Genomic DNA, 24,021 nt, shown 5'->3' on the forward strand with positions numbered 1-24,021 from the left:
TGATCAGCCGGGAATCAGGGGAGGACGGCAGGCATTGCCGACCGGGTCCCACCACCAACCGTTGTCGCACATCGGCGGTGGCGGCACCACCGGCGGACGGCAGGTGTTGGCCACCGGGTCCCACCAGGCGCCGTTCTCACATGCCAACGGCACGACCGGGGGCCGGCACACGCTCGCCACCGGGTCCCACCACTCACCGGCCGCGCAGTCGGCCCAGCTGACGGCCGGCGCGGCGACAGTGACCACCGCCATCAGACCGAGCGGGGCCAGCGCCGAGCCGATGACCGCGGCGCAGCGGCCGAGGATGCTGGTCATCTCAAACCTCCCCGAGAGATCACACCTCGACCCTAACCGGCCACAAGGGCAACGGCCAGCAATCGGACACGCCGCGCCCGTGCTGACCACCCGTGCGCCCGGAGCCGGCATCGGCTCCGCAATTCCTTTGCTGCACAAGGCCACCCGATGCCGTCCAGGCCGGCCGACGAACGTCGCGCAGGAGGTGCGCACCGCGCGCTGAACGTGTCGCGCCACCGTACGCTGCTAGTCTGCGAGGGCTGCCGGTTGCGCGAATCGCGGGCCGATCCGCCCGGCCAGCCGCGGCTATGACATGACAAAACAGCGAAGTGACGAATCAGCTGAGTGGATACGGAAAAGGGTGTCGTGCGCGGCGCAGAGATCAAGGCCCTGACGGGACTGCGCATCGTTGCAGCGGTGTGGGTGGTGCTGTTCCACTTCCGTCCCCTGCTCTACCAGGTGGCACCCGATTTCACCGAGGCGCTGGCCCCCGTGCTCGACCGGGGTGCCCAGGGCGTGGACCTCTTCTTCATCCTCAGCGGATTCGTCCTGACCTGGAACTACATCGACCGGATGGGACCGACCTGGTCCACCCGGGCCACGTTGCACTTCTTGTGGCTGCGTTTGTCGCGGGTATGGCCGGTGTACCTCGTCACGCTGCACCTGGCCGCGCTGTGGCTGATATTCACGCTCAACGTCGGGCACATCCCGCCCGAAGACACCAGCGGCTACAACGCCGTCAGCTATGTGCGCCAGTTGTTCCTGGTTCAGCTGTGGTTTGAGCCCTACTTCGACGGTTCCAGCTGGGACGGTCCCGCCTGGTCGATCAGTGCCGAATGGTTGGCCTACCTGCTATTCGGGGCGCTGATCATGGTCGTCTTCCGGATCGCGCGGGCCACCCGGGCGCGGAGCCTGGTGCTGCTGGCCATCGCCGCCGCCGTGCCACCTGTGGTGCTCCTGATGGCCACCGGCCACTTCTACACACCGTGGAGCTGGCTGCCCCGGATCGTCATGCAGTTCACCGCCGGTGCGCTGGCCTGCGCCGCGGTACGCAAACTGCACCTGACGGAGCGGACCCAGAAGCGGGCGGGCTACCTGTCGATCGTGTTGGGCGCCGTCATCGTCGGCGGACTGTACTTCTTCGACAAGCACCCGATGAACACCGTCGGCGACGCCGGCGGCATCGTCGACATCCTGTTCGTCCCGCAGGTGGTCGCCATGGCGGTCGGAGTCGGCAGTCTGCCGGCGTTGCTGTCCACCAGGCTGCTGGTCTACGGCGGACAGATCTCGTTCGGCCTGTACATGGTGCACGAGTTGGTCCATACCGCTTGGATCTGGACCACTCGTCAGTTCGAGGTGACGCTGACGCCCACACTCTCAGGCAAGGCGACACTGCTGGGCCTGTTCGCGATCAGCCTGGTCGGCGCCATCGCGCTCTATCACCTCGTCGAGGAGCCGGCCAGGCGGTGGATGCGCAGGATGGTCGACATCCGGCCCGTCGAGCAGGCCAATACCAGGCTGCACCGGATCGACACCGAGACCCCGGACCGGTCCGACGAGGTTCCGGCACGCGCGGGCTGACGGTTGTAACCATCCAAACCCGCTGTGCGACAGGTTGTTATGCCCTTGTTATCGCTGTGTCACCGGCCGCCTATCTACGGCCGAGGTTCACACCATAGGCTGTTCGGCGTACGCGGTCCGGGACGAACTGAGTCTCGCTGGGAGTGGAGGTTGCAGTGAGTCGTCTGACCACTTTCATTGTTTCGCTCGCCCTCCTGGTGGGGCTGTTCGCGCAGGCCCCTCAACGGCGTTATGTCAACTCGGGCCTGGATCCGCAGATCAACCACATCGCGGTGATCGGGGACTCCTACACCACCGGCATGCTCGCCGAGGGCGGTATGGGGCCGAGGAACTGGGCTCCGCTGGCCTGGCAGGAGTTGGCGCAACGCGGCGTCCAGGTGGATGCCGATGTGGTTGCCGAGGGTGGCGCCGGCTATGAGGCTCGCGGCAACCGCGGCAGCGTGTTCGCCGACCTGACCGCCAGGGCCGTGCAACCCGACGACGCGTTGATCGTCTTCTTCGGGTCGCGCAACGACAAGGACTCTGATCTTGGCGCCGTCACCCGGTTGAGCCACGATGCCCTGACCCGAGCCCGGCAATCCGCGCCCACCGCCCGGATGCTGGTGATCGGTCCGCCGTGGGTGAATGCCGATGTGCCGCCGAATCTGCTGGGTGTTCGCGACATCTTGCGGGACCAAGCTCGGCAGGTGGGTGCGACGTTCGTCGATCCGATCGCCGAGCGGTGGTTCTTCGACCGTCCCGAGTTGATCGGCGCCGACGGAATCCACCCGACCGACGCCGGTCACGCCTACATGGCCGACAAGATCGCACCGCTGATCGGCAAGGAACTTCCGCGCTGGGTGTGACGGCACACTCAGCCGCTGGATGTGCTGCGGAAGCGGTCCCGGTAGGCCCTTGGTGACACCCCGAGGTTGCCGACGAATACTCGTCGTAGGGTTTCGGCGCTGCCGAACCCGGCCAGCCGGGCCGCTTCACCCACCGGGCGCCCCGCGTCGAGGGCTGCTCGTGCGGCATCGATCCGCACCGTTTCGACGTAGCGCGCCGGGGTGGTGTCCAGCTCGGCCTGAAACAGCCGGGTCAACTGTCGGGTACTCAACGAGGCCAGTGCCGCAAGGTTTTTCACGCTGTGGTCGGCAGTCGGGTCAGCCGCGATCGCCTCGGTGACCCGACGCAACGCCGACTCGGCCGGTGCGTCCGACTCGACCAGTGTGGAGAACTGGGACTGGCCGCCGGCACGTTTGAGGTAGACGACCAGTGACCGCGCGACGTCGCGCACCAGGTCGGTTCCGTAGTCCGATTCCACCAGTGCCAAGGCCAGGTCGATGCCCGCCGACACACCTGCTGAGGTATAGACGTCTCCGTCCCGGACGAAAATCGCATCGGGCTCGACCGAGATGCCGGGGTAGGCACGCGCCAGTAGCCGCGTGTGCCGCCAGTGCGTGGTGGCCCGGCGACCGTCGAGCAGACCGGCCTCGGCCAGGATGAAGGAGCCGGTGCAGATCGACGCCAGCCGATGCGTCCGGGCGGGCAGGTCCCGCAGCGACGCCACCAGTCCGGGGTCGATCGGGCGGCCCACGAGATTGTCCCCGCCGGAGACCAATACGGTGTCCACGCCGTCGATTTCCGAGATTCGGTCCGTCACCGTGAACGTCGTGCCGATCGAGGTGGTGACGTCGGCGCCGTCGGCCGAGGCGATCCGGATCCGGTAGTCGGCGCCGAACCGGTTGGCCTCGGCGAAAACCTCGGCGGGTCCCGCGGCGTCGAGCAGTTTCATCCCGTCGAACACCACGATCACGATCTCACGTGGTCCCGCACCCTGTGCCATGTCTCCATTGTGTCGCTTTTTGTGGGAAACATGGCGCATGGGACATGGGCCCGATCGGCGGTGGCGGCACAGACTGATGTCAGCAACGCGAACCCGTTGTTCTGCTCCGAATCAAAATCACTGCGCGGCAAGGAGATTGGACATGACGACTTCACTGACCAACAACATCGCCGGGATCGAGCTCCCCGACACCGCCTTGGTGCGGGACACCACCGAGTACATCCGCGACGTCGAGGATGACCTGCTGTTCCACCACTCGCGCCGGGTGTTCTACTTCGGTGCGCTACAGGGTGTGCGCCGCGGGTTGAAGCCCGATCTGGAGTTGCTCTACGTCGGCGCGATGTTCCACGACATCGGGCTGACCGAGCGGTACCGCACGGCGTCCCAGCTGCGTTTCGAGGTAGACGGTGCCGATGCCGCGCGCGACTTCCTGTTGCAGCGCGGGGTGGACGAGGTCGCCGCGCGCAAGGTGTGGCTGGGTATCGCGCTGCACACCACTCCGGGGATTCCCGAGTTTCTCGATCCCGAGATCGCTCTGGTGACAGCGGGAGTCGAAACAGATGTGCTCGGGATCGGCCGGGACAAGCTGACGCCGGACGATCTGGTTGCGGTCACCGCGGTCCATCCGCGGCCCGATTTCAAGAACCGGATCCTGCGGGCGTTCACCGATGGGGTACGGCAGCGGCCCGGGTCGACGTTCGGCACGGTCAACGCCGATGTGCTTGCTCACTTCGACGAGTCGTTCGTACGACAGGACTTCGTCGAGGTGATCCTCGCCAACGAGTGGCCGGAATAGGCTGTCCGGCAAAGAATGCGGTTGCTCAGCCCGCGTTGGTGCGGCGTTCGGCGAGCTCCCGCAGTGGCTCGGGCAGGGCAGCCGCCCGCAGGATCGCCGGCAGATGCTGCGGCTCGAGGGTCAGCGCGCGGAACACGAATCCGACGGTGATGTCGTGATCGGGCCGGTCGGTCACCACGATCTCGTCGCCGGCGGCCACTGATCCTGGCCTCACCAGCCGCAGATAGGCACCCGGGATCGCCGTTCTGGTAAAGGTTTTGACCCATCCGTTGATCTGCAGCCAGTTCGCGAACGTCCGGCACGGGATGCGGGGCCGGGAGACTTCGAGTTCGAGCCCGTCGGATCCCACCCGCCACCGTTCCCCGATGACGGCGTTGGTGACATCGATACCGGCGGTGGTGAAGTTCTCGCCGAACACGCCGTTGGCGATCTCGCGGTCCAGTTCCGTCTGCCAGGCGTCGAGGTCTTCGCGGGCATAGGCATACACCGCCTGATCGTCTCCGCCGTGGAACTGTTGGTCACCGATCGTGTCGCCGACCAGACCGCTACCGAGCCCACCGTGCATCGGACCCGGAGCGCGCACCGCGACCGCCCCGTCAACCGGGCGCTTGTCGATGCCGGTAACGGCGCGCCCCTCCGCGGTGTTGGGTCGTGGGTGGGCCACGTTGACCGTCAGTACCTGCGCCATGACGGACAGCGTAATGAATTAGAAAGTCGGCGTCGCAACACCATTCGGAGCGGCCGGCGGGGGCGGTACCGGCAGGCACAGTCCGGTCGCGAGGTCGAGCTGGCGCCCCGGCACGCAGAAGGGGGAACAGCCGTTGGTGACGCCCGTCTCTCCGGGCGGGCACGCCGAGCTCGGAGCCGGGGCCACCATGGTGGCTACCGCCATCGACCCGGCCGACAGCACCACGGCCGCCACCATGGTGAATACCCCGCGCCACACTGCGCTCGTCATCGGCTGTCTCCTCGTGAGCTGCACCCGTATCCGATCTCTGGGCGCAGTCTAGGCCGCCCATGCCGGTGGCACCGGCACTTGCCCCGTTGTCCGCCCGGGGCCGGGCGGGTCCGCTAGCGTCACGTGGTTGTGCAGACCCTGATCGACTTCGACCGCGCGCCCGTTTTCGCCATTCCGACCATCGAGCCGGTCGGCGGGCTCACTGTTCGCGAGGGCATGCTGCTCGAGGGCCCACAGGGATGGGGCGAGTTCAGCCCGTTGCCGCACGAGCGAGCGTTGGTCCGCTGGCTCACGGCGGCGACCGAACCGGGAACGGTCGGTTGGCCCGATCCGGCGCGCGGGCGAGTGCCCATCGCGGTGACGATTCCTGCCGCCGTCGAGGCCGCACGGGCTCAGCAGATCGCCGAAGCGTCAGGCTGCCGGACCGCTGCGGTCGAGGTCGGTGCGGGAGATCTGGCACAGGACGTCGAGCGGGTGCAGGCGGTGCGCGACGCACTCGGCGCGGACGGCGTACTGAGGTGCGACGCCAAGGGGCGGTGGGACCCGGATACCGCGGTCACCGCGATCACGGCGCTCGATCGTGCCGCAGGCGGACTGGAGTTCGTCACGCAGCCGTGCCGGACGATCGACGAGCTGGTGCAGGTCCGGCGCCGGGTCGAGGTGCGCATCGCGGTCGCGGAGGCGCTCCGCGACGCCGACGACCCGACGAGCTTGCGCCTCGGCGAGGCAGCGGACATCGCCGTGCTCGCCAGCGGACCGCTGGGCGGGGCTCGGCGCGCGTTGCGGGTCGCGGAGTCCTGCGGGCTGCCGTGTGTGGTGGCCTCGACGCTGGAGACGACCATCGGCCTGGCGGCGGGGCTCGCGCTGGCCGGGGCGTTACCCGAGTTGATGTTTGCCTGTGAGTTGGGGACGAGGGGATTCCTCGCCGGTGACGTGGTGGCGGATTCGCGTTCCCTGGCGGCGGTCGGTGGCTACCTTCCGGTGGCGCCGATGCCGCCGGCTCCGCAGCCGGACCGGCTCGAGCGGTACGCCGTCACCGATCCGGCGCGCCTGACCTGGTGGCGCGAACGCCTGCAGCGTGCCATATCGGCATCGTGAACTGCGCCGATGTGATTTCGTACCGCCCGTCGCGGGCCGGTACTCACGACCGGTGGCCGTAGAGATTCAAGTAGCGCACTACGCATGTGTGCGACCGCCCGGCAACTCGAGAATCGATGTCGTCAGCTACCGCTGGCGGGGAGATCCAACGGAGGATGCCATGTCGTTGTTCGCCAAGCTGTCGGAACTCAGGGCCGTAAAGACCCAGGACTCCGGTGGAACCGACGAGCTCAGTATCAGCAGAGCTGATGGATTCCAGTTCAAGGCTGTGTCGATGTGTCAGGGGGACGTGGTGGATCTGGACCGGCTGCTGCCGTTCGACGGCCACCTCGAGATCGTGCTGAGGGAGGTGGACGCGCGTACCGACGAGATGCGAGACGTGGGGTCGATCTTCATCCGCTCGGACGAGCTGGGACAGGGAGAACTCACTCAGCAGTTCAGCGGTGCGGGCGCGCTGTACGACCTCACCTACAAGGTGATCTGAGAATTCTCAGTCCTGTACCGCCTTGGCGATCGCCACACAGGTGGTCAACCAGTCGGCGTCTGGTTCGGCCGTCTCGGTGAGCTCCCACATCGCGTTGTGGATCATTCGGACGATCACCCAGGCCCTGGCTCGGTCCGGATCCAGGCCGGCCGCGTCGACCAGGGCCGACAACCGGCGCCGGACCCCGTCTCGGACATACCCGGCCAGCTCATCCCACCGATTCCACAGCATCGGCGCGAGCTCGTAGTGCGGGTCCCCGTTCATCGGCTTGGGATCGATCGCCAGCCACGCCTCGCGGTCGGCGGCGAGCACGTTCTCGTAGTGCAGATCGCCGTGGATCAGCGTGCCCGTGACACCCGGGCCGGCGACAAGGTCCCGGCCGAGGGTGATCGCCTGTTCCACCAGCCGGCGCGGCACCGGGGCATTGCGGGGGAGTCGGATCAGGTCAGCGGTCCACTGCTCGGTGCACACGGCGAGCGATCGCAGCTGCGGCAGGGCGGTTACATGAATTCGGCCGTAGATCCCGGCGATGATCTCGCACGCCTCGATGTCCCAGAGCTCGTTGAGATTTCGCTGTCGCAGTCGTTCAAGCAACATCACCCGGCGGTGTGGATCCGCGCGCAGCAACCGGACCGCGCCCGCGCCCGCCCACCGGCGCAGCGCCAGGTGCTCGTGTTCGGACTCGTGGTCGGGGAAGGCGGCCTTGAGCACCGCGGGCACACCCTCGGCGGTCCGAGCCGGCAGCACGATCGAGCAATACCCGTGATGGGCAGGCCCGTCGGCGTGCAGCTCCCATTCGTCGAACTGGGTTCGGATCAGCCGGGGCAGGTCGTCGACCCACGCTTGCCACTGCGGCCCCCGGGTGCCCATCGCGCGCACGGCCTCGGGCAGATCGATCATCGGAATACATCGTCGCACCCCGGGCGGCCCGCGCGGCACCCGGTTTTGACAGACTGTGCCCCATGGCACAGATAACCTTGCGCGGAAACCCCATCAACACGGTCGGTGACCTGCCGGCAGTCGGCAGCCCGGCCCCCGGCTTCTCGCTCACCGGTACCGACCTCGGCGCCGTCACCAACGATCAGTTCGCGGGCAAGTCGGTGCTGCTGAACATCTTCCCGTCGGTCGACACCCCGGTGTGCGCCACCAGCGTGCGCACGTTCAACCAGCGTGCCGCCGAGTCCGGTGCCACGGTCCTGTGCGTGTCGAACGACTTGCCATTCGCGCAGAAGCGTTTCTGCGGCGCGGAGGGCATCGAGAACGTGACCACCGCATCGGCGTTCCGCGACAGCTTCGGCGAGGATTTCGGCATCGCCCTGGCTGACGGCCCGATGGCCGGCCTGCTGGCCCGGGCGGTCGTCGTCATCGGCGCCGACGGCAACGTCGTCTACTCCGAGCTGGTGCCCGAGATCGCCCAGGAACCGAACTACGACGCAGCGCTGGCCGCCCTCCAGTAGACGTGTCTGTTCCTCACCGGCGTCGGGCGCCGGTGAGGAACGGGCCGGTTGTCAGACCGGCCACTGCTCGCGGCGGTAAGCCGCGTCGAAGAACATCCACTCGTATTTCGCCGTGACGACGAAATGGGCCCTGGCGGCGGCCTCGTCCGCCTCGCTCAGCGTCGGCCCGAGCCGGTCCGTCAGCTCGAGCACCTCGGCGACTGTGGCCGCAAAATCCTCACCGCCGTAGCTGTCGATCCAGCGTCGGTAGCGCCGGTCCGGCGACCCGCGTTCCAATAGCGCGGTCCCGACCCGGGCATAGATCCAGTAACACGGCAGGACCGCTGCCAACCCCTCGGCGAAAGTGCCGCCGTAGGCGGTGGCCAGCAGGTAACTCGTGTAGGCGCGTGTGGTCGGCGTTATCGGCGTCGCGTTCAGTGCCGCGATATCCAGCCCCAGCTCGGGCAGCAATTCTCCGTGCAGCGCCAATTCGACATCGAAGACCTCGGCGGCATGCCGCGAGAACATCGCGGTATCGGCGAGGGCGGGCGCCTTGGCGGCGACAATTGCCAGTGCGCGGGCATAGTCACGCAGGTAGTGGACATCCTGGGCCACATAGTGGGCGAACGCTCCGTCGTCCAGGCTGCCGTCGGTGAGGCCGGTCAGGAACGGGTGCGTCAGGATCGCGGTGTACGTCGGATCGATCGCCTCCCAGAGCCGGGCCGACCAAGACTGCGGATTCGCATCGGGGTGCATGTCACCATGGTCGCAGGTGGCCCGCAAACGTTGTTAGGCACCTCGGCAGGCCATGTACCGCAACGATTTTCGCCGGCGCGGGGCCAAAATGCGCCTGCCTGGGGCAGTTTGCCCCGACGGGCCCTGCCACGGCGGCGCGGCAGCGCCGGCGACGTTGTCGACGCCGGCCGGACAACGATCGCCAGAAGCCTGCCCGGTAACCTTTCGGTCACGGTAGTGCATCTGATCGTGCTTGTGCCCCATACGGATTGGGCAAACCGCTCGGCGAGCGGTACAAATGGTTGACTCGACTGACGACGACCAGCAGTCGAGGTCGCCTTCTGGTGGTCGAGAGAGTTGATGTTCGATGAGACGTACCTTTGCCCTTCTGTTCGGTCTGGCATTTCTGGTAGCGGCTCCCGGACTGGCCGGCGCCGCACCGATCGAACGCCCGACCGGCAATCAGCGCTATGTCGATCTCGTGATCGCCCGCGCGCTGTCACAGCGCGGCGTGCCCTTCAGCTACGGGGGCGGTGACGTCAATGGGCCGACCCGCGGCGTCGCCCGCAGCCTTCCCGCTCCCGGACTGACGCCGGTGACCCCGCCGCTCGCCGGCGGCGGTCTGACTCCGGGCCTGTCCACCCCGGCCGTGCAGGCGCCGGTGCTGTCCACCCCGGGCATCGCAGCGGTGCCCGACCCGTCGGCGAATGTGGTGGGATTCGACGCCTCCGGGCTGATCGTCTACGCCTTTGCCGGAGCCGGGGTGAAGATGCCACGGTCCTCGGGCGAGCAGTACAAGGTGGGCCAGAAGGTGCTGCCCGCTCAGGCGTTACCCGGCGACCTGATCTTCTACGGACCCGAGGGCACCCAGAGCGTGGCGCTCTACCTCGGCAACAACCAGATGATCCAGGGCACCGAGCCCGCTGTTGCGGTCACCCCGGTGCGTACTCAAGGCATGACACCGTACCTGGTCCGGATCATCGCCTGACCGAAGATTTGTGCGCCTCAGGCGGCTCGACTCTCCGTAGGCTTTGAGCTGTCGACGAGGAAGGGCGCACGCTACCGATGGAACAGACACCCGCAACCACACGAACCGTTTTTCCCGACATCAGTTCGCGGGCGTGGGAGCATCCAGCGGACCGGACCGCGCTGACCGCGCTGCGCCGGCTCAAGGGGTTCGACCAGGTTCTCAAGGTGCTGTCGGGAATGCTGCGTGAACGCAAGCACCGGCTGCTGTACCTGGCCAGTTCGGCCCGGGTGGGTCCGCGTCAGTTCGCCGACCTCGATGCGCTGCTCGACGAGTGCGTGCGGGTGCTCGACGCTCCCGTGCGTCCGGAGATGTTCATCATCCAGTCGCCGGAAGCCAACGCGTACTGCATCGGCATGGAGGACCCGTTCATCGTCATCACGTCGGGGATGTACGAGCTGATGACGCATGACGAGATGCGCTTTGTCATCGGCCATGAGCTCGGTCATGCGCTCAGCGGCCATGCCGTCTACCGGACGATGCTGCATCATCTGCTTCGGTTGGCCTCATCGTTCGGCTTCATCCCGATCGGGGGCTGGGCACTGCGCGCGATCGTGGCCGCATTGCAGGAATGGCAACGCAAATCCGAACTTTCGGGGGACCGCGCGGGTCTGCTGTGCGGACAGGACTTCGACACGGCGATCCGGGTCGAGCTGAAACTGGCGGCGGGAAGCCATCTGGAGAAGCTCGACTCGCAGGCGTTCCTCGCCCAGGCGCGTGACTATGACGCGACCGGGGACATGCGCGACGGGGTGCTCAAACTGCTCAACCTTGAGTTGCGCACGCACCCCTTCTCGGTGCTCCGGGCGGCTGCACTGACCAAGTGGGTGGATACCGGTGGCTACGGGGCGATCATGGCCGGCAACTATCCGCTGCGGGCCGACGATGCGACGGCGAGCTGGACCGATGACGTCAGCGAGGCGGCGCGCCATTACAAGGACGGCTTCGACCAGTCCGACGACCCGTTGATCCGGGGCATCCGGGACGGTTTGGGCGGTGTCGTCGACGGAGTGGGCCAGGCTGCGACGAATGCGGCCGACTCCGTGGGCCGCAAGATCTCAGAGTGGCGCCGCAACAACAAGCCGAACGAGGAACAGCGGGACGGGTAGTTGCCGTCGGCGCAACGGTAAGCCCCTAGACTAGGCGGTCGTGGGCATCCTGTTTGGCTTCGCGCCGTGGATCATCTATTGGGTTCTCGTCGGCAACGTGCCGTTCCTGGTCGCCGTGCTGGTGGCACTGGCGACGGCCGTCGCGACGTTCGTGATCAGCCGGATCTCCGGTTCACCCGGGCGCACCCTGGAGATCGGAGCACTGGCCACCTTCGTCGTGCTGACGGTCCTGACGCTGGTGCTGAGCCAGGACGTCATGGAACGCTGGATCCAGCCGCTCAGCACCGCAGGCATCTTCCTGGTCGCGCTGATCGGCCTGCTGATCGGCAAGCCGTTCGTGCTGGAGTTCGCCGCCGCGGGCCAACCGCCTGGGGTGGTGGAAAGCGATCTGTTCCAACGGATCGTGAAGATCCTGACCTGGATCTGGGTGGGCGTCTTCGCCGGGATGACGATCTCCGCGGCGATCCCGCCGATCGTGCAGGGCGACGCCACGATTCTGGACACCAAGACACCACTGTCGTTCATCTGCTACTGGGTCATCCCTTTCACCTTGCTTGGCGTGGCCGCGCTGGCATCCCGCGTCCTGCCTGACCGGATGACCGCGGGCATCAACGACATCGTCCGCAAGACCACGTTCGTGGCGTTCTCCGAGGCCGAGATCGACCAGCTCTATTACCTGGCCCAGGAGCACGCCAACCGCGAGGTCGGTGCCGGGCAGGAGGCGTACGACGTCCGGGTCGGCGGATCGGGAACCCCGTTGGTGGGCGACGAATCTCGCATGTCGTGGCCCTCGACGTACAAGGTGCGCGACCGCAAGAGGTAGCACCTCAACCCGCCGGCAGCATCCCCAGCAGTCCGAACATCATCACCATGCCCGGCAGCAGGTTGGTCACCTGGTGTGCGATGATGCCGCCCCACAAATTCTCGGAATACAGCCGGGCCAGCGCAATTGGGATTGCCACCACCAGTAGCAGCGGTGCGCGCGCAGGCTCCAGATGGGCCAGGGCGAACACCAGTGTGGACACCGTCACGGCGACGATCCGGCCCCAGCGCTGTTCGAGCGCTCCCCACAGGAGCCCGCGGTACACCACCTCTTCGCAGATCGGGCCGAGCACAGCCACCAGGAGCAGGACGGCCACCGCCACCGGCCAGACTGTCCGCACACCTTCGTAGACGCCACCCACGGCCGACGTCGCGTCCGGCCCGGCGATCGACTGGTAGAGCAACGCCGCGGGCAGGGTGACGAAGAGTCCGCCGATTCCGAAGGCCAGCCCGAGCCCGAAGGCGCGCCAGGACCAATGCCACCGAAAGTCGATGCGCGGACCGTTGCCCCGCCAGGTCGCGATCGCGATGGCCAGTGCCGCGGCCACCACGGTCGGCACTCCGATCGCCAGGGTGATCAACCAGGCCGGCGGTGGGCCGGCGGGAGCAAATATGCCGAACGATGCCGAGGCGAGCAGATACACGGCCTCGACGATGACGAAGGCCCCGAGGCCCCAGCGGTGACGAGTGGTCACTTGGTGCCGAAGATGCGGTCACCGGCGTCGCCGACACCGGGAACGATGTAGCCCTGCTCGTCGAGCTCCCGGTCCAGTGCCGCGGCGTAGATGGGCACCTCCGGGTGCGCCTGGTTCATCGCCTCGACACCTTCCGGACACGTCAGCAGGCAGACGAACTTGATGGACCGGGGCTGGTATTCCTTGATGCGGTCGATGGCCGCGACCGCCGAGTTGCCGGTGGCCAGCATCGGATCGACCACCACCACGTCGCGTTCATGCAGGTCGCTCGGGAGCTTGAAGTAATACTCCACTGCCACCCGGGTCTTGGGGTCGCGGTACAGGCCGATGTGGCCGACCCGGGCATTCGGCATCACGCTGAGCATGCCCTCCAGGATGCCGCTGCCGGCCCGCAGAATGGACACGAACACCAGTTTCTTGCCGTCGATCACGGCGCCGGTGGTTGACTCCAGCGGCGTCTCGATATCGATGTCGTGGACCGGGATGTCACGCAGCACCTCGTAGCTCATCAGCATCGAGATCTCGTTGAGCAACTGACGAAAACCTTTGGTGGACAGGTCCTTCTGTCGCATCAGGGTCAGCTTGTGCTGTACCAGCGGATGGTCGATGATGTGCAGGTTGCCCATGGCGCCTCCTAGAAGACCGTGCCGTCGCTGACGATGGACAACGGAGGGCGGCCGTCGCGCAGACGCGCGGCGAGCGCGCGCCCGGTCGCCCAGGTCCCACCCTCCAGTACGCAGGCCAGTGGCAGCTGCGGGGCCTTCAGATGATCGCGGATCAGGGGGGCCAGCTCATCGAGCAGTGCCACGGTCAGCGCCCGCCATTCGACCACGAGCTCGTCGCCCACCGCCCAGTCCCGCTCGGCCAGTGTGAGATCGCGTAACCGCAGCGCGCCGGTATCCAGCAGCAGACCGCCGTTGCGATACTCGGGCAGCCCGGTCAGTCCATCGAGGTCGGTGACCGCGACGCCGGCCCACTCGAACGGCTCGAGGAGGGAGTAGGTCAGCCACTGAGACAGCTTGTGAAACGGCATCCACCCGTGCGACAGGCCGGGACCGGGAACTGCCCGGTGCCGCCAGCAGTCACCGAGCGGTTGACCACCGATGGCGTTGTCGGCGGGCCACACTCCCGACAGTGTGCCCAACAGTACGGAGAGCAGATCATGGGCGGCGATCGACGGACCGTTCACCGTGTCGAACAATCCGCCGGGGCGGCCGTGCGAGCCGAACACGTCCGGATGCGCGGCCAGGTGCGCGCCGAGTCGGTGCAGCAGCTCGACCCGGCCGGCCAGCCCCACCAACGGATTTCCGGGGTCCACCTGAAAGGCGCCGGCCAGTTTCTCGGCATCAAGGCAGCGCAACGCGTCCGCATCGGCCCGCAGTGGATCGGCGGGATCGCTGGAGAACAAGCCGCTGCAGAAGGCGTGCCAGCTGGCCACCCCCAGGCCCTCCGATCGGGCCAGGCGCAGGCCGGTACCGGGTTCGGTGTAGTGCCATTCGGTCCCGGCGCCGGCGTCCAGCAACACGCTCACCACGGTCAGGTCGATCATCGACCGGGCCCGGTCTGCCGTAGTCACATCTGCGGTGCGCGTGCGTAACTCAGCTCGGCGATCCACACCGCCGGCCTCGAAATGCCGCCACCGGCTGTGGTAGGGGATGGCGAGGGTGGGGTAGCGGCCGCGCGTGACGTCGGCGACCTCAACGGCCGCATGACCCAGACCGTCGTCATCGACCAGGAACCAGGGCGAGTCGCCGTCCCGGGCGCGCTGCAGAAGATGTTGGGCGCGTTGGCGGATCGCGGAGGTGGTACGCAGGGCGGCGACGGCCGCCGAGCCGTCCGGGGCCGTGGTCATGGGTTGAGTCCGCGGCCCTTGGCGATCTTGAGCTCGTCGGCACCCGGCACCGGTCCGGGGGTGAAGTAGCCGGCGGCCATCTTGGCGTCGATCTCGACCCGGGCGTCGGCGGGGATCAGATCGTCGGGGATGTTGACGCGCTCGCCGACCTCGATGCCGGAGCCGGTGATGGCGTCGTACTTCATGTTGCTCATCGACACCAGGCGGTGGATCTTGCGGATCCCCAGCCAGTGCAGGACGTCGGGCATGAGCTCCTGGAATCGCATGTCCTGTACGCCGGCAACGCATTCGGTGCGGGCGAAGTACTGATCTGCGGTGTCTCCGCCGTGCTGGCGCTTGCGAGCGTTGTAGACCAGGAACTTGGTCACCTCGCCCAGCGCCCGGCCTTCCTTGCGTGAATACGCGACCAGCCCGACCCCACCGCGCTGGGCGCCGGCGACGCATTCCTCGATGGCGTGCGTGAGATAGGGCCGGCACGTGCAGATGTCGGAGCCGAAGACGTCCGAGCCGTTGCATTCGTCGTGTACCCGCGCGGTCAGTTCCACGGTCGGATCGGCCAGATCGCGTGGTGCGCCGAAGATGTAGATGGTCTGCCCGCCGATCGGAGGCAGGAACACCTCAAGATCCCCGCGGGTGACGAGTTCGGGGTACATGCCCCCGGTCTCCTCGAACAGCACCCGGCGCAGCGCGGTCTCGGTGCAGCTGAACCGGGCCGCTACCCCGGGCAGGAACCACACCGGTTCGATGGCCGCCTTCGTCACCAGCGCCGCACCGTTTTCCAGGAGCACCCGGCCATCGGGATGCAGCCGGCCGGCGGCGATGGCCGTGGCGATCTCCGGCACCATCACGTGCGCCTTGGTCACGGCAATGGTCGGCCGGATGTCGTAGCCGGCCGCCAGTTCGGCGGTGAAGGCATCGGCGACCATCGCGCCCCAGGGGTCGAGGCTGACGATCGCCTCGGGCCGGCTCCACTGCGGGTACGGACCGATCACATCGGTAGGGGCAGTGTTGGTCAGATCGGCGCGGTGAGCCGGTGAGAGTGCCCCGGCCGCGACAGCAAGTGCCCGGTACACGCTGTATGAGCCGCTGTGGGTGCCGATCACGTTGCGGTGCGCGCGGGTGGTGGTGGTCCCGATCACCGGGCCGCGCTCGGCGGCGCTCGGTGCGCCCCAACGGATCGTCGGGGTACCCGCGGCGGCGCTGTGGGAGGTCAACCGGATGTGCCGGGCCTTCGCCGGCTCCGCGGACGCACCCGGTGATTCGGCGACCATGTCGGTGCTCCTTCCTCCGCGCGTGCGCCCGGTTGAGACAGTCCAGTCAACCCCGAATCGGGGAGTTCTGCATACGGTGTGCCCGTACCGTCGATGAGGTGCGGTGGATCGTGGACGCCATGAACGTGATCGGAACCCGACCCGACGGCTGGTGGAAGAACCGCCGAGGTGCGATGGCACGTCTGGTCGAGCGACTCGAGCGCTGGGCCGAGGCCGAGGACCGGCGGGTGACGGTGGTGTTCGAAGGGCCGGCCACGCCACCGATCGAGTCTGCGGTCGTAGACATACGCCACGCCCCGCGGGCGACCGCGAATTCGGCCGACGACGAGATCGTGCGGATGGTTCAGGCGGATTCGCGGCCCGGCGAGATCACGGTCGTGACATCGGACGGCGGGCTGGCCGCCAGGGTCCGCGCCGCCGGCGCGTACGTGCAGGCGGCCGCCGGGTTCCGCGATCTGATCGACCGATTCTGACTATGCCGGCGCTGCGGTGCACTACCGTCACGACATGCTCGACGATGCGGTCAGCATCAGCGGTGTTGACCTGACCGATCCGGCGGTCTACGAGGCCGGTGTGCCGCTGGCGGCATTCCGGGAACTTAGGCGGCGGGCGCCGGTCGCATGGCATCCGTACCAGGATGGGGCGGGGTTCTGGGCGCTCACGGGATATGACGAGGTCCTCGCGGTGTCGCGGGACAGCGCGACGTGGTCCTCGGCGCGGACCGGGGTACTCTTCGACGTTCCGCTGCCGGAGAATTCGTATCAGCTCGAGCTCATGATGCTGACGATGGATCCACCGCGGCACAGCGCTCTCCGGACGCTGGTCAGCAAGGGCTTCACCCCTCGGCATGTCGCCCAGTTGCGCGAGCGGCTGGGATTCCTGGCCACCGAGATCGTGGACGGGGTGCTCGATCGCGGCGAGTGTGAATTCGTGTCCGACGTCGCCGGTGCCCTGCCGTCGTACGTGATCGCCGAACTCCTCGGCATCTCGCATGAGGACGGGCGCCGTCTGTATTACCTGACCGAGGCCATGAATTCGGAGCATGTGGGCGAAGCCACGGACCTCGTCCTTCAGGCGCAGCTGGAGATGTTCGAGTACGCGTCGGCACTGGCGCAACGCAAGCGCGCCGACCCAGGCGACGACATCGCGACCGCTCTGCTCAATGCCGAGGTGGATGGCCGGCACCTCACCGACCTCGAGTTCAACATGTTCTTCCTGTTGATGATCAACGCCGGGGGAGACACCACCCGCAACCTGGTTTCGGCGGGCACCTTGACCCTGCTCGAGCACCCGGAGGAACTCGCCCGGCTGACGGCCGACCCCGGGCTGCTGTCCAGCGCGGTCGAAGAGATGCTCCGCTACGTCAGCCCGGTGACCGCCTTCACCCGCACGGCAACGAAAGATACTGAACTGCACGGTGTTCGCATCGCCGAAGGGCAGCGGGTGGCGATGTTCTTCCCGTCGGCCAATCGCGACGAATCGCAATTCTGCGACCCCGACCGTTTCGACATCGGCCGAAACCCGAACCCACACCTGGCTTTCGGCGGTGGGGGGACACACTTCTGCCTCGGCGCGAACCTGGCCCGCGTCGAGGCCAGGGCCATCTTCCCCGAAATCCTGAACCGGATGAAGGATCTCGAGGTCGCCGGGCCCGTAGAGCGGGTGCGCTCGAATCTGATGAACGGCATCCACTCGATGCCGGTGCGCTTCACCGCGGCGTGATCACCCGTCGGACCGCCGTGCGGACTGAAGCCGGGCCGTCTCCAGCTCTCCGTCGATGATCAACTGCCGCAGGGTCTTCCGGTCGAACTTTCCGCTCGGCAGGGTCGGGATCCGGTCACTGGCGACCAATGCCCATCGCGTCGGCACCTTGTAGGCCGACAGTTGTTCCCGGGCGTAGGCGGCCAGGGCTGCCAGGTCGAGTTCCGCGGTGGGCACCACGACCGCACAGACTTCCTCACCGCGCTGCGGGTCGTCGATACCGACGACCACACACTGGGCCACAGAGGCGGATTCGGCGATGACGGCCTCGACTTCCAACGGCGAGACGTTGGCCCCGGCGGCCTTGATCAGGTCGGTGGTCCGTCCGACGTAGAACAGTCGGGGATCGCCGTCGCGGCGGTACACCTTGTCGCCGGTGTGGTACCAGCCGTCGGCGTCGAACGTGTCCGACCGCTCCCGCTTGTTGTACCCGGCCATCACGCCGATACCGCGGACGAGTAGTTCGCCGGTTTCTCCGGGCGCAACGGGGGATCCGTGTTCGTCGACGATGGCCATGTCGGTGAAGACGAATCCACCCGCGGTCTCAGACATGGTGCGGTGCACCGGGAATCCGTCGGGCACATCCGTCATGGCGATGTCCAGCGGGCCGTCGCGCAGCATCGGTGCACTGCTCAGGTCACGTTCGGCGAACGACGGATGCTCACGCAGCTTCTGGGTGAACGCGGGCCAGCCCACGATGCCGGTGATCCGTTCCCGCTCAGCGAGATCCAGTGCGGTTTCCGGATCGAGTTTGGGCATGACCACCAGCGTGACGGGCTCGTGCAGGGCGCCGGTGACCGCGAGCAGTCCGCCGATCCAGAAGAACGGCATGGCGCACAGGATGCGGGACCGGTCCTGTGTGCCGGTGATCGCCCGGATGGCTGCCGGCCAGGTCGAGGTCTGGCGTACCAGCGTCCCGTGGGTGTGCAGGACCCCCTTGGGGTCGGCAGTGGACCCGGACGTGTGCACCATGATGGCGAGGTCGGCGGCCGACACCTCGGCTTCCGCGGCGGTAAGCACCTCGACCGGCACGACGTCGGCGGTGTCATCGCACCCGAGCGATGCCCACGGCCGGGTGACGGTGCCGGTCAGGGCGATGCGACGCAGGTAGGGTGCGGCGCGCAGGGCCAGTCGGCTGGTGGACTGGCCGGCCAGTTCGGGCAGCGCCGCCTCCAACCGGTCGGCGACATCGATGTTCAGCACCGCGCTGGGGGCGATGAGTAGTCCGATGTCGGCCAGGCGCAACACCTTTGCGATCTCGGCGGGTGTATACAGCGTGCTCAGCGGAACTGCGACCGCCCCGATCCGCGACACCGCCAGCCACCATGTCACCCACTCGGCGCCGTTCGGGAACAACAGGCCGACGCGCGTGCCCTTGCCGACCCCTTCGTGCAGCAGCCACCGCGCCAGGTGCGCGGACCGTTGCTCGGCCTCGCGGTAGGTGAGCCGATCGGTGGGAGTGATGAGGTAGACGGACTCACCGAACTCGGCGATGCCGCGGTGCAGCAGCGCGGGAATGGTCAGCGGGGGTTGCGTCACCCGCTCATCTTCTCCAATGGGCGATACCGCCCCGCCCGGGGTGGTCAGTGACCGCCGCAGGCGGGACAGTCGTCACGCGGTGGGCGTGGATCGCGCGGATTGTCGGGGTCGGGATCGCCGAACCACCGAGAGGGCTCATGCTCGGGGTAGGTGTCGTGCCAGGACCACCACTCGTAGGCCTTGGTCTGCGGGTATCCCGGCGGTGAATCCTCCCAGGTCTCCTGCCGGCCGAGCGCGGTCATGTCCAGGAAGTTCCACGTGTTGACGAAGGCCTCGTCGCCCCGGTTGTCGATGAAATAGGTACGGAAGATCCGGTCCCCGTCGCGGATGAACGCGTTGGTGCCGTGCCATTGGTCGACGTCGAAGTCCACGTCGAACTCCGCGCCAGGTCGCGGAACCATGGTGTACCAGGGATGGTTCCATCCCATGCGCGTCTTGATCCGTTCGATATCGGCCTGCGACCCGCGAGAGGCGTAGACCAGCGTGGTGGCGCGGGCGTTGAGGTGGGCCAGGTTGCCGATGTGGTCGGCCATCAACGAACAGCCGACGCAACCGTGCTCTGGCCAGTCGTCCACACCCGGATCGAGAAAGGCGCGGTACACGATCAGCTGACGACGCCCGGCGAACAGGTCGAGCAGGGTGGCACTGCCTTCGGGGCCTTCGAATTCGTAGTCCTTTTCCACCGGCGTCCATGGCATCCGCCGGCGCTGTGCTGCGAGCTTGTCCCGTGCGCGGGTGAATTCCTTCTCCTTGACCAGCATTTCTTTCAGTGCGGCTTGCCATTCCGTCGGCGGCACGATCGGTGGATTCTTCACAGTTGCTCCCGTCGTCAAGGCTGTCGGCGCCTGTTCAAACATTCAACACTTCAGTTGAATGATATGTCTTCAGCACACCACGGTCCGCGGCTATAGTCAACAAGGTGGTTGAAGATCAAGTCCTGGACCGCGCGTACTCAGCCCTGGCCGATTCGACCCGTCGCCGCCTTCTGGAGGCTCTGCGTCAGGGCGATGCCCGCATCAGCGACCTCGCCGCCCCGTTGCCGATGACCTTCGCCGGCGTCTCGCGGCACATCGGGGTGTTGGAGGCCGCCGGTCTGGTGCAGCGCGAGGTCCGTGGCCGCGAACACTGGGTTTCGCTCAAGCAGGACGGTTTGACGATGGCTCAGCAGTGGATGACCGAGCAGACGGAGTTCTGGTCGACCCGCGCGGATGCCCTGGCCGCACGGTTGCGCCGTAAGGCGGAACCCCGATGACCGAGGCGCCGACGGTCCGCGTGCGCCGCCTCATGCCCGCAACCCCCGATGTGGTGTTCGACGAATGGCTCGATCCTGAATCGCTGCGCGAGTGGATGTGCCCGCGGCCGGTGTACTGCGTCGAGGTGGCGGTCGAACCTCGGGAGGGTGGGCTCGTGCGGTTCGACATCGACGATTCCGGTTCGAGCGTGCTGATCACCGGACAGTTCCTGATGATCGACCGGCCCCGTGTGTTGCGGTTCACCTGGAGCAACTCGGACTGGGCCGACCCGACCGTGGTCAGCATCGTCAACGTCGAGTTCGAGCCGGTCGGCGACGGGCAAACCATGATGTCGATCGAGCATTCCCTTTTGCCGCCAGAGGAATTCGACAACTTCCACAGCGGGTGGACCCTCACGTTCGAGCAGCTGGCGGCCCGCCTCGAAGGCGCCTCGACCTAGACTGCGGGCATGGAAAGCGGCGCTCAGATTCAGTACGAAGCCCCGGCCGGCCTGCTCCGCATCGAGGACTGCCTGGACGAGAACGGCGGCATCGTGCTGCCCCCGGGCACCACCCTGATATCGCTGATCGACCGCAACATCGCTCACGTCGGAGACTTGGTCGCCTACCGCTATCTGGATTTCAGCCATGCCACCGAAGAGGTCATCGAGCTGACCTGGACGCAGCTGGGGGTCCGGCTCCGAGCTGTCGCGGCGCGGCTGCAGCAGGTCGCCGCCCGCGGTGACCGCGTCGCCATCCTGGCGCCCCAGGGTCTGGACTATGTAGTGGGCTTCTTCGCCGCGATCAAGGCGGGCAACATCGCCGTGCCGCTGTTCGCCCCGGAATTGCAGGGCCACGCCGAACGCCTCGAGACCGCGTTGCTCGATTCCCGCCCCACGACGGTGCTCACCACCACCGCCGCGGCCGTGGCCGTGCGGGAATTCCTGGCCAAGATGCCGGACTCCGCCCGCCCCCGGGTCGAGCTCATCGATGAGATACCCGATTCGGTGGGCGACGATTTCACCCCGATCCCGGTCGATCCGGACGACATCTCCCACCTGCAGTACACCTCGGGTTCGACGCGGCCGCCGGTGGGAGTGGAGATCACTCACCGTGCGGTCGGCACCAACCTGTTGCAGATGATCCTGTCCATCGACCTGCTGAACCGAAACACCCACGGCCTCAGTTGGTTACCGCTCTATCACGACATGGGCCTGTCGATGATCGGGTTTCCCGCGGTCTACGGCGGGCATTCGACGCTGATGTCACCGACGGCGTTCATCCGGCGTCCCCAAAGGTGGATCCGTGCGATGTCCGACGCCTCGAAGCACGGGCGCGTGATCACTGCCGCACCGAACTTCGCTTACGAGTGGACGGCCCAGCGCGGCGTGCCCGCTGCGGGGGAGGACATCGACCTGAGCAACGTGGTGCTAATCATCGGGTCGGAGCCGGTGATCCCCGAGGTGATAACGGCCTTCAACGAGGCGTTCGCGCCGCATGGGCTACCGCCGACCGCGTTCAAACCGTCGTACGGTATCGCCGAGGCGACGCTGCTGATCTCGACCATCGCACCGGCCGAGCAGGCTTCCGTGGTCTATTTCGACCGCGAGCAGCTTGCCCTCGGGCGGGCTGTCCGCGTCAGCGCACATGCCGAGGGCGCCGTCGCGCATGTGTCGTGTGGCCACCCGGCCCGCAGCCTGTGGGCGGTTATCGTCGACCCCACCACGGCCGATGGGCTCGCCGCGGAACTGCCTGACGGCGAAGTGGGCGAAATCTGGTTGCACGGCAACAACATCGGGCGTGGCTACTGGGGACGGCCTGAGGAGACTCAGAAGACATTCGGGGTGTCACTGCATTCGCGCCTTGCCTCAGATAGCCACGCCGAGGGGCTGCCGGAGCACGCCACCTGGCTGCGTACCGGCGATCTCGGCGTCTATTTCGAGGGGCAGTTCTACGTGACCGGGCGGATGGCGGACCTGGTTCGGATGGGCGGTCGCAGCCACTACCCACAGGACATCGAGGCGACCGTGGCGGAAGCCTCGCCGCTGGTCCGGCGCGGCTACGTCACGGCGTTCACCGTGACCCCGGATGCCGGCGCGGACGGTGACGGCGCCGCGCTGGTGGTCATCGCCGAACGGGCAGCCGGCACCGGTCGCGCCGACCCGCAGGAGGCGAGCGAGGCCATCCGGGCGGCGGTGGCCCACCGGCACGGATTGACCGTCGCTGATCTGCAGTTCCTGCCGGCGGGGGCGATTCCGCGGACCACGAGCGGCAAGCTGGCCCGGGTGGCCTGTCGCGCCGAATATCTGGAGGGCACATTGGGCGTGCGGTGACCGTTCACCGCAGGCATGCTGCTGGTATGAGCAGAGACGAGATCACCGCCGCGATTGTGGAAGCCCGCCTGACCAAGGGTTTGACGTGGCAGCAGTTGGCCGATGCCATCGACAAGCCGGTGGTGTGGACGGTGTCCGCCCTGCTCGGGCAGCATCCGATCCCGGCCGAATCGGGGAGGATCATCGTGGACCTGCTGGGGCTGGACGAGTCGGTGATTCCGGTGCTGGCCGCGGTACCGATGCGCGGTGGATTGCCGACGGCGGTGCCCACCGATCCGACGATCTACCGGTTCTATGAGGCTCTCCAGGTCTACGGTGGCGCACTCAAGGAACTCATCCACGAGCAGTTCGGGGACGGGATCATGAGCGCCATCAACTTCAGCCTCGACGTGCAGCGCAAGCCGCACCCCGCCGGCGACCGCGTGGTGGTGACATTCGACGGTAAGTTCCTTCCGTACGACTGGACTGCCGCGGAGAAGTAGAACTCGCTGCTAGCTTGCAGGCGTGAGCCAGTTTTCGGATTCGTGGACGGCACTGCGGCTGGCGGTGGCCGGGCTGGCACCACAGGATTTCGCCCAGCCCTCCGGTTGTGCCGGATGGCTGATCCGAGATTTGGTGTGCCACCTCATCATTGATGCCCAGGACGTGTTGATCACACTGGCCACGCCCGTCGGTGCCGAACCGACCCGCAGTGCACTGACCTACTGGGAGGTGTCCGGCACACCTCCCGACGGTGCGGATCCCTTGGCCGCGCTGACCGTCCGGCTGGCCGCCGCATACGAGGATCCGGCGCTGCTCAAATTCCATCTCGACGACGTGGGTTCGGCTGCCGGCCGGGCGGCTGACCTGGCCGACCCGGCAGGGCGGGTGGCCACGCAGGGGCAGGTGCTCACCGTGGCCGACTACCTCGATGCCTACGTCCTGGAATGGACGCTGCATCACCTGGATCTGGTGGCACAGCTGCCGACGGTGGCCGGCCCGCCCACGGCGGGGCTGGCCCGGTCACGGGCGATGTTCGAGGCCATCACCGGTGTCCGGTTCCCGGCGACGCTCGCGGATGCGGACGCGTTGTCGGTCGGCACGGGCCGACGGGACCCCACGGCTTCGGAGATGGCCGGTCTCGGAGAGGCGGCCGCGCGGCTGCCGTTCGTCCTGGGCTGATGCGAGCCCTGGC

At 67.2% G+C, this 24,021-nt stretch carries 28 protein-coding genes; 16 read left to right on the top strand and 12 right to left on the bottom strand.

The features are described from left to right. Positions 1 to 3: 3 nt before the first annotated feature. Positions 4 to 252, bottom strand: a complete 249-nt coding sequence (locus tag BN2156_RS05435) for a hypothetical protein (protein ID WP_090515518.1) — start codon at positions 250 to 252, stop codon at positions 4 to 6. Positions 253 to 660: 408 nt separating this feature from the next. Between BN2156_RS05435 and BN2156_RS05440 the strand changes: the two genes are divergently transcribed. Together BN2156_RS05440 and BN2156_RS05445 are read left to right on the top strand one after the other, a co-directional pair. Continuing rightward, a complete protein-coding gene (locus BN2156_RS05440; protein WP_090511076.1) occupies positions 661 to 1,875 on the top strand; it encodes an acyltransferase family protein in 1,215 nt (404 codons plus the stop codon). Between the two features lie 155 nt (positions 1,876 to 2,030). Continuing rightward, complete coding sequence (locus BN2156_RS05445) at positions 2,031 to 2,720, top strand: Rv0518 family GDSL lipase (RefSeq protein ID WP_090511079.1); 690 nt, start codon at positions 2,031 to 2,033, stop codon at positions 2,718 to 2,720. Positions 2,721 to 2,728: 8 nt separating this feature from the next. On the opposite strand, the gene BN2156_RS05450 is transcribed toward BN2156_RS05445, so the two are convergent. Further along, complete coding sequence (locus tag BN2156_RS05450) at positions 2,729 to 3,700, bottom strand: GlxA family transcriptional regulator (protein WP_090511082.1); 972 nt, start codon at positions 3,698 to 3,700, stop codon at positions 2,729 to 2,731. Positions 3,701 to 3,842: 142 nt separating this feature from the next. Between BN2156_RS05450 and BN2156_RS05455 the strand changes: the two genes are divergently transcribed. Next, complete coding sequence (locus BN2156_RS05455) at positions 3,843 to 4,496, top strand: HD domain-containing protein (RefSeq protein WP_090511084.1); 654 nt, start codon at positions 3,843 to 3,845, stop codon at positions 4,494 to 4,496. 25 nt (positions 4,497 to 4,521) lie between these two features. Here BN2156_RS05455 and BN2156_RS05460 read toward each other — a convergent pair whose 3' ends face one another. Both BN2156_RS05460 and BN2156_RS05465 read right to left on the bottom strand, forming a co-directional pair. Further along, a complete protein-coding gene (locus BN2156_RS05460; RefSeq protein ID WP_090511088.1) occupies positions 4,522 to 5,184 on the bottom strand; it encodes an MOSC domain-containing protein in 663 nt (220 codons plus the stop codon). Between the two features lie 18 nt (positions 5,185 to 5,202). Continuing rightward, positions 5,203 to 5,454 carry a hypothetical protein gene (locus tag BN2156_RS05465; RefSeq protein ID WP_090511091.1) on the bottom strand — a complete coding sequence of 84 codons (252 nt, stop codon included), beginning with the start codon at positions 5,452 to 5,454 and terminating at the stop codon, positions 5,203 to 5,205. A 129-nt stretch (positions 5,455 to 5,583) separates the two neighbouring features. Between BN2156_RS05465 and BN2156_RS05470 the strand changes: the two genes are divergently transcribed. Both BN2156_RS05470 and BN2156_RS05475 read left to right on the top strand, forming a co-directional pair. Next, entirely contained in the window at positions 5,584 to 6,552 is a 969-nt protein-coding gene (locus tag BN2156_RS05470) for an o-succinylbenzoate synthase (protein WP_090515520.1), read from the top strand. 160 nt (positions 6,553 to 6,712) lie between these two features. Further along, complete coding sequence (locus BN2156_RS05475) at positions 6,713 to 7,036, top strand: hypothetical protein (protein WP_090511094.1); 324 nt, start codon at positions 6,713 to 6,715, stop codon at positions 7,034 to 7,036. 6 nt (positions 7,037 to 7,042) lie between these two features. Here the strand turns inward: BN2156_RS05475 and BN2156_RS05480 are convergent, their stop codons facing one another. Then, on the bottom strand, positions 7,043 to 7,936 hold the full coding sequence (locus BN2156_RS05480; RefSeq protein WP_090511096.1) for an aminoglycoside phosphotransferase family protein: 894 nt from the start codon (positions 7,934 to 7,936) through the stop codon (positions 7,043 to 7,045). Positions 7,937 to 7,998: 62 nt separating this feature from the next. On the opposite strand from BN2156_RS05480, the gene tpx reads away from it, so the two are divergent. Further along, complete coding sequence (gene tpx / locus BN2156_RS05485; protein ID WP_090511098.1) at positions 7,999 to 8,493, top strand: thiol peroxidase; 495 nt, start codon at positions 7,999 to 8,001, stop codon at positions 8,491 to 8,493. Between the two features lie 51 nt (positions 8,494 to 8,544). Here the strand turns inward: tpx and tenA are convergent, their stop codons facing one another. Then, positions 8,545 to 9,228, bottom strand: coding sequence for a thiaminase II (tenA, locus tag BN2156_RS05490; RefSeq protein WP_090515522.1), 684 nt, complete (start codon positions 9,226 to 9,228; stop codon positions 8,545 to 8,547). A gap of 346 nt (positions 9,229 to 9,574) precedes the next feature. Here tenA and ripD point away from each other — a divergent pair, with 346 nt between their 5' ends. The 3 genes from ripD to BN2156_RS05505 all read left to right on the top strand — a co-directional run bounded on the left by ripD (position 9,575) and on the right by BN2156_RS05505 (position 12,166). Further along, a complete protein-coding gene (ripD, locus tag BN2156_RS05495) occupies positions 9,575 to 10,195 on the top strand; it encodes an NlpC/P60 family peptidoglycan-binding protein RipD (protein WP_090511102.1) in 621 nt (206 codons plus the stop codon). 77 nt (positions 10,196 to 10,272) lie between these two features. Continuing rightward, entirely contained in the window at positions 10,273 to 11,343 is a 1,071-nt protein-coding gene (locus BN2156_RS05500) for a M48 family metallopeptidase (RefSeq protein ID WP_090511105.1), read from the top strand. A 40-nt stretch (positions 11,344 to 11,383) separates the two neighbouring features. Then, complete coding sequence (locus BN2156_RS05505; protein WP_090511107.1) at positions 11,384 to 12,166, top strand: hypothetical protein; 783 nt, start codon at positions 11,384 to 11,386, stop codon at positions 12,164 to 12,166. 4 nt (positions 12,167 to 12,170) lie between these two features. Here the strand turns inward: BN2156_RS05505 and BN2156_RS05510 are convergent, their stop codons facing one another. From BN2156_RS05510 to BN2156_RS05525, 4 genes are read right to left on the bottom strand one after another with little or no spacing between them, the layout of a single operon-like run. After that, the gene (locus BN2156_RS05510; protein WP_090511110.1) at positions 12,171 to 12,860 is read right to left on the bottom strand and encodes a CPBP family intramembrane glutamic endopeptidase; all 690 of its coding nucleotides are present in this window, start codon (positions 12,858 to 12,860) and stop codon (positions 12,171 to 12,173) included. Next, positions 12,857 to 13,486 carry a uracil phosphoribosyltransferase gene (upp, locus tag BN2156_RS05515; protein WP_090511113.1) on the bottom strand — a complete coding sequence of 210 codons (630 nt, stop codon included), beginning with the start codon at positions 13,484 to 13,486 and terminating at the stop codon, positions 12,857 to 12,859. Before upp ends, BN2156_RS05510 begins: the two co-directional genes overlap by 4 nt. An 8-nt stretch (positions 13,487 to 13,494) precedes the next feature. Further along, positions 13,495 to 14,712 carry a URC4/urg3 family protein gene (locus BN2156_RS05520; RefSeq protein WP_090511116.1) on the bottom strand — a complete coding sequence of 406 codons (1,218 nt, stop codon included), beginning with the start codon at positions 14,710 to 14,712 and terminating at the stop codon, positions 13,495 to 13,497. Beyond that, positions 14,709 to 15,983 (bottom strand): GTP cyclohydrolase II, encoded by a 1,275-nt coding sequence (locus BN2156_RS05525; RefSeq protein WP_090511119.1) that lies wholly within the window; start codon positions 15,981 to 15,983, stop codon positions 14,709 to 14,711. The genes BN2156_RS05520 and BN2156_RS05525 overlap by 4 nt, the downstream gene beginning before the upstream one ends. Before the next feature lie 98 nt (positions 15,984 to 16,081). Between BN2156_RS05525 and BN2156_RS05530 the strand changes: the two genes are divergently transcribed. Then, complete coding sequence (locus BN2156_RS05530; protein ID WP_162490736.1) at positions 16,082 to 16,456, top strand: NYN domain-containing protein; 375 nt, start codon at positions 16,082 to 16,084, stop codon at positions 16,454 to 16,456. Positions 16,457 to 16,490: 34 nt separating this feature from the next. Then, entirely contained in the window at positions 16,491 to 17,705 is a 1,215-nt protein-coding gene (locus BN2156_RS05535) for a cytochrome P450 (RefSeq protein WP_090515526.1), read from the top strand. On the opposite strand, the gene BN2156_RS05540 is transcribed toward BN2156_RS05535, so the two are convergent. Both BN2156_RS05540 and BN2156_RS05545 read right to left on the bottom strand, forming a co-directional pair. After that, positions 17,706 to 19,283, bottom strand: a complete 1,578-nt coding sequence (locus BN2156_RS05540; RefSeq protein WP_090511122.1) for a class I adenylate-forming enzyme family protein — start codon at positions 19,281 to 19,283, stop codon at positions 17,706 to 17,708. It lies immediately after the preceding gene. 44 nt (positions 19,284 to 19,327) lie between these two features. Beyond that, complete coding sequence (locus BN2156_RS05545; protein WP_090511125.1) at positions 19,328 to 20,098, bottom strand: DUF899 domain-containing protein; 771 nt, start codon at positions 20,096 to 20,098, stop codon at positions 19,328 to 19,330. A 104-nt stretch (positions 20,099 to 20,202) separates the two neighbouring features. On the opposite strand from BN2156_RS05545, the gene BN2156_RS05550 reads away from it, so the two are divergent. From BN2156_RS05550 to BN2156_RS05570, 5 genes are read left to right on the top strand one after another with little or no spacing between them, the layout of a single operon-like run. Further along, entirely contained in the window at positions 20,203 to 20,535 is a 333-nt protein-coding gene (locus tag BN2156_RS05550; RefSeq protein WP_090511128.1) for an ArsR/SmtB family transcription factor, read from the top strand. After that, positions 20,532 to 20,975, top strand: a complete 444-nt coding sequence (locus BN2156_RS05555) for an SRPBCC family protein (protein WP_090511130.1) — start codon at positions 20,532 to 20,534, stop codon at positions 20,973 to 20,975. Before BN2156_RS05550 ends, BN2156_RS05555 begins: the two co-directional genes overlap by 4 nt. Before the next feature lie 9 nt (positions 20,976 to 20,984). After that, positions 20,985 to 22,847 (top strand): fatty acyl-AMP ligase, encoded by a 1,863-nt coding sequence (locus tag BN2156_RS05560; RefSeq protein WP_090511133.1) that lies wholly within the window; start codon positions 20,985 to 20,987, stop codon positions 22,845 to 22,847. 26 nt (positions 22,848 to 22,873) lie between these two features. Next, the gene (gene cynS / locus BN2156_RS05565) at positions 22,874 to 23,329 is read left to right on the top strand and encodes a cyanase (RefSeq protein WP_090511139.1); all 456 of its coding nucleotides are present in this window, start codon (positions 22,874 to 22,876) and stop codon (positions 23,327 to 23,329) included. A gap of 22 nt (positions 23,330 to 23,351) precedes the next feature. Further along, positions 23,352 to 24,008 carry a maleylpyruvate isomerase N-terminal domain-containing protein gene (locus BN2156_RS05570; protein ID WP_090511141.1) on the top strand — a complete coding sequence of 219 codons (657 nt, stop codon included), beginning with the start codon at positions 23,352 to 23,354 and terminating at the stop codon, positions 24,006 to 24,008. The last annotated feature ends 13 nt before the right edge of the window (positions 24,009 to 24,021 follow it).

It is taken from the genome of Mycolicibacterium neworleansense, from assembly GCF_001245615.1.
GTDB lineage: Bacteria > Actinomycetota > Actinomycetes > Mycobacteriales > Mycobacteriaceae > Mycobacterium > Mycobacterium neworleansense.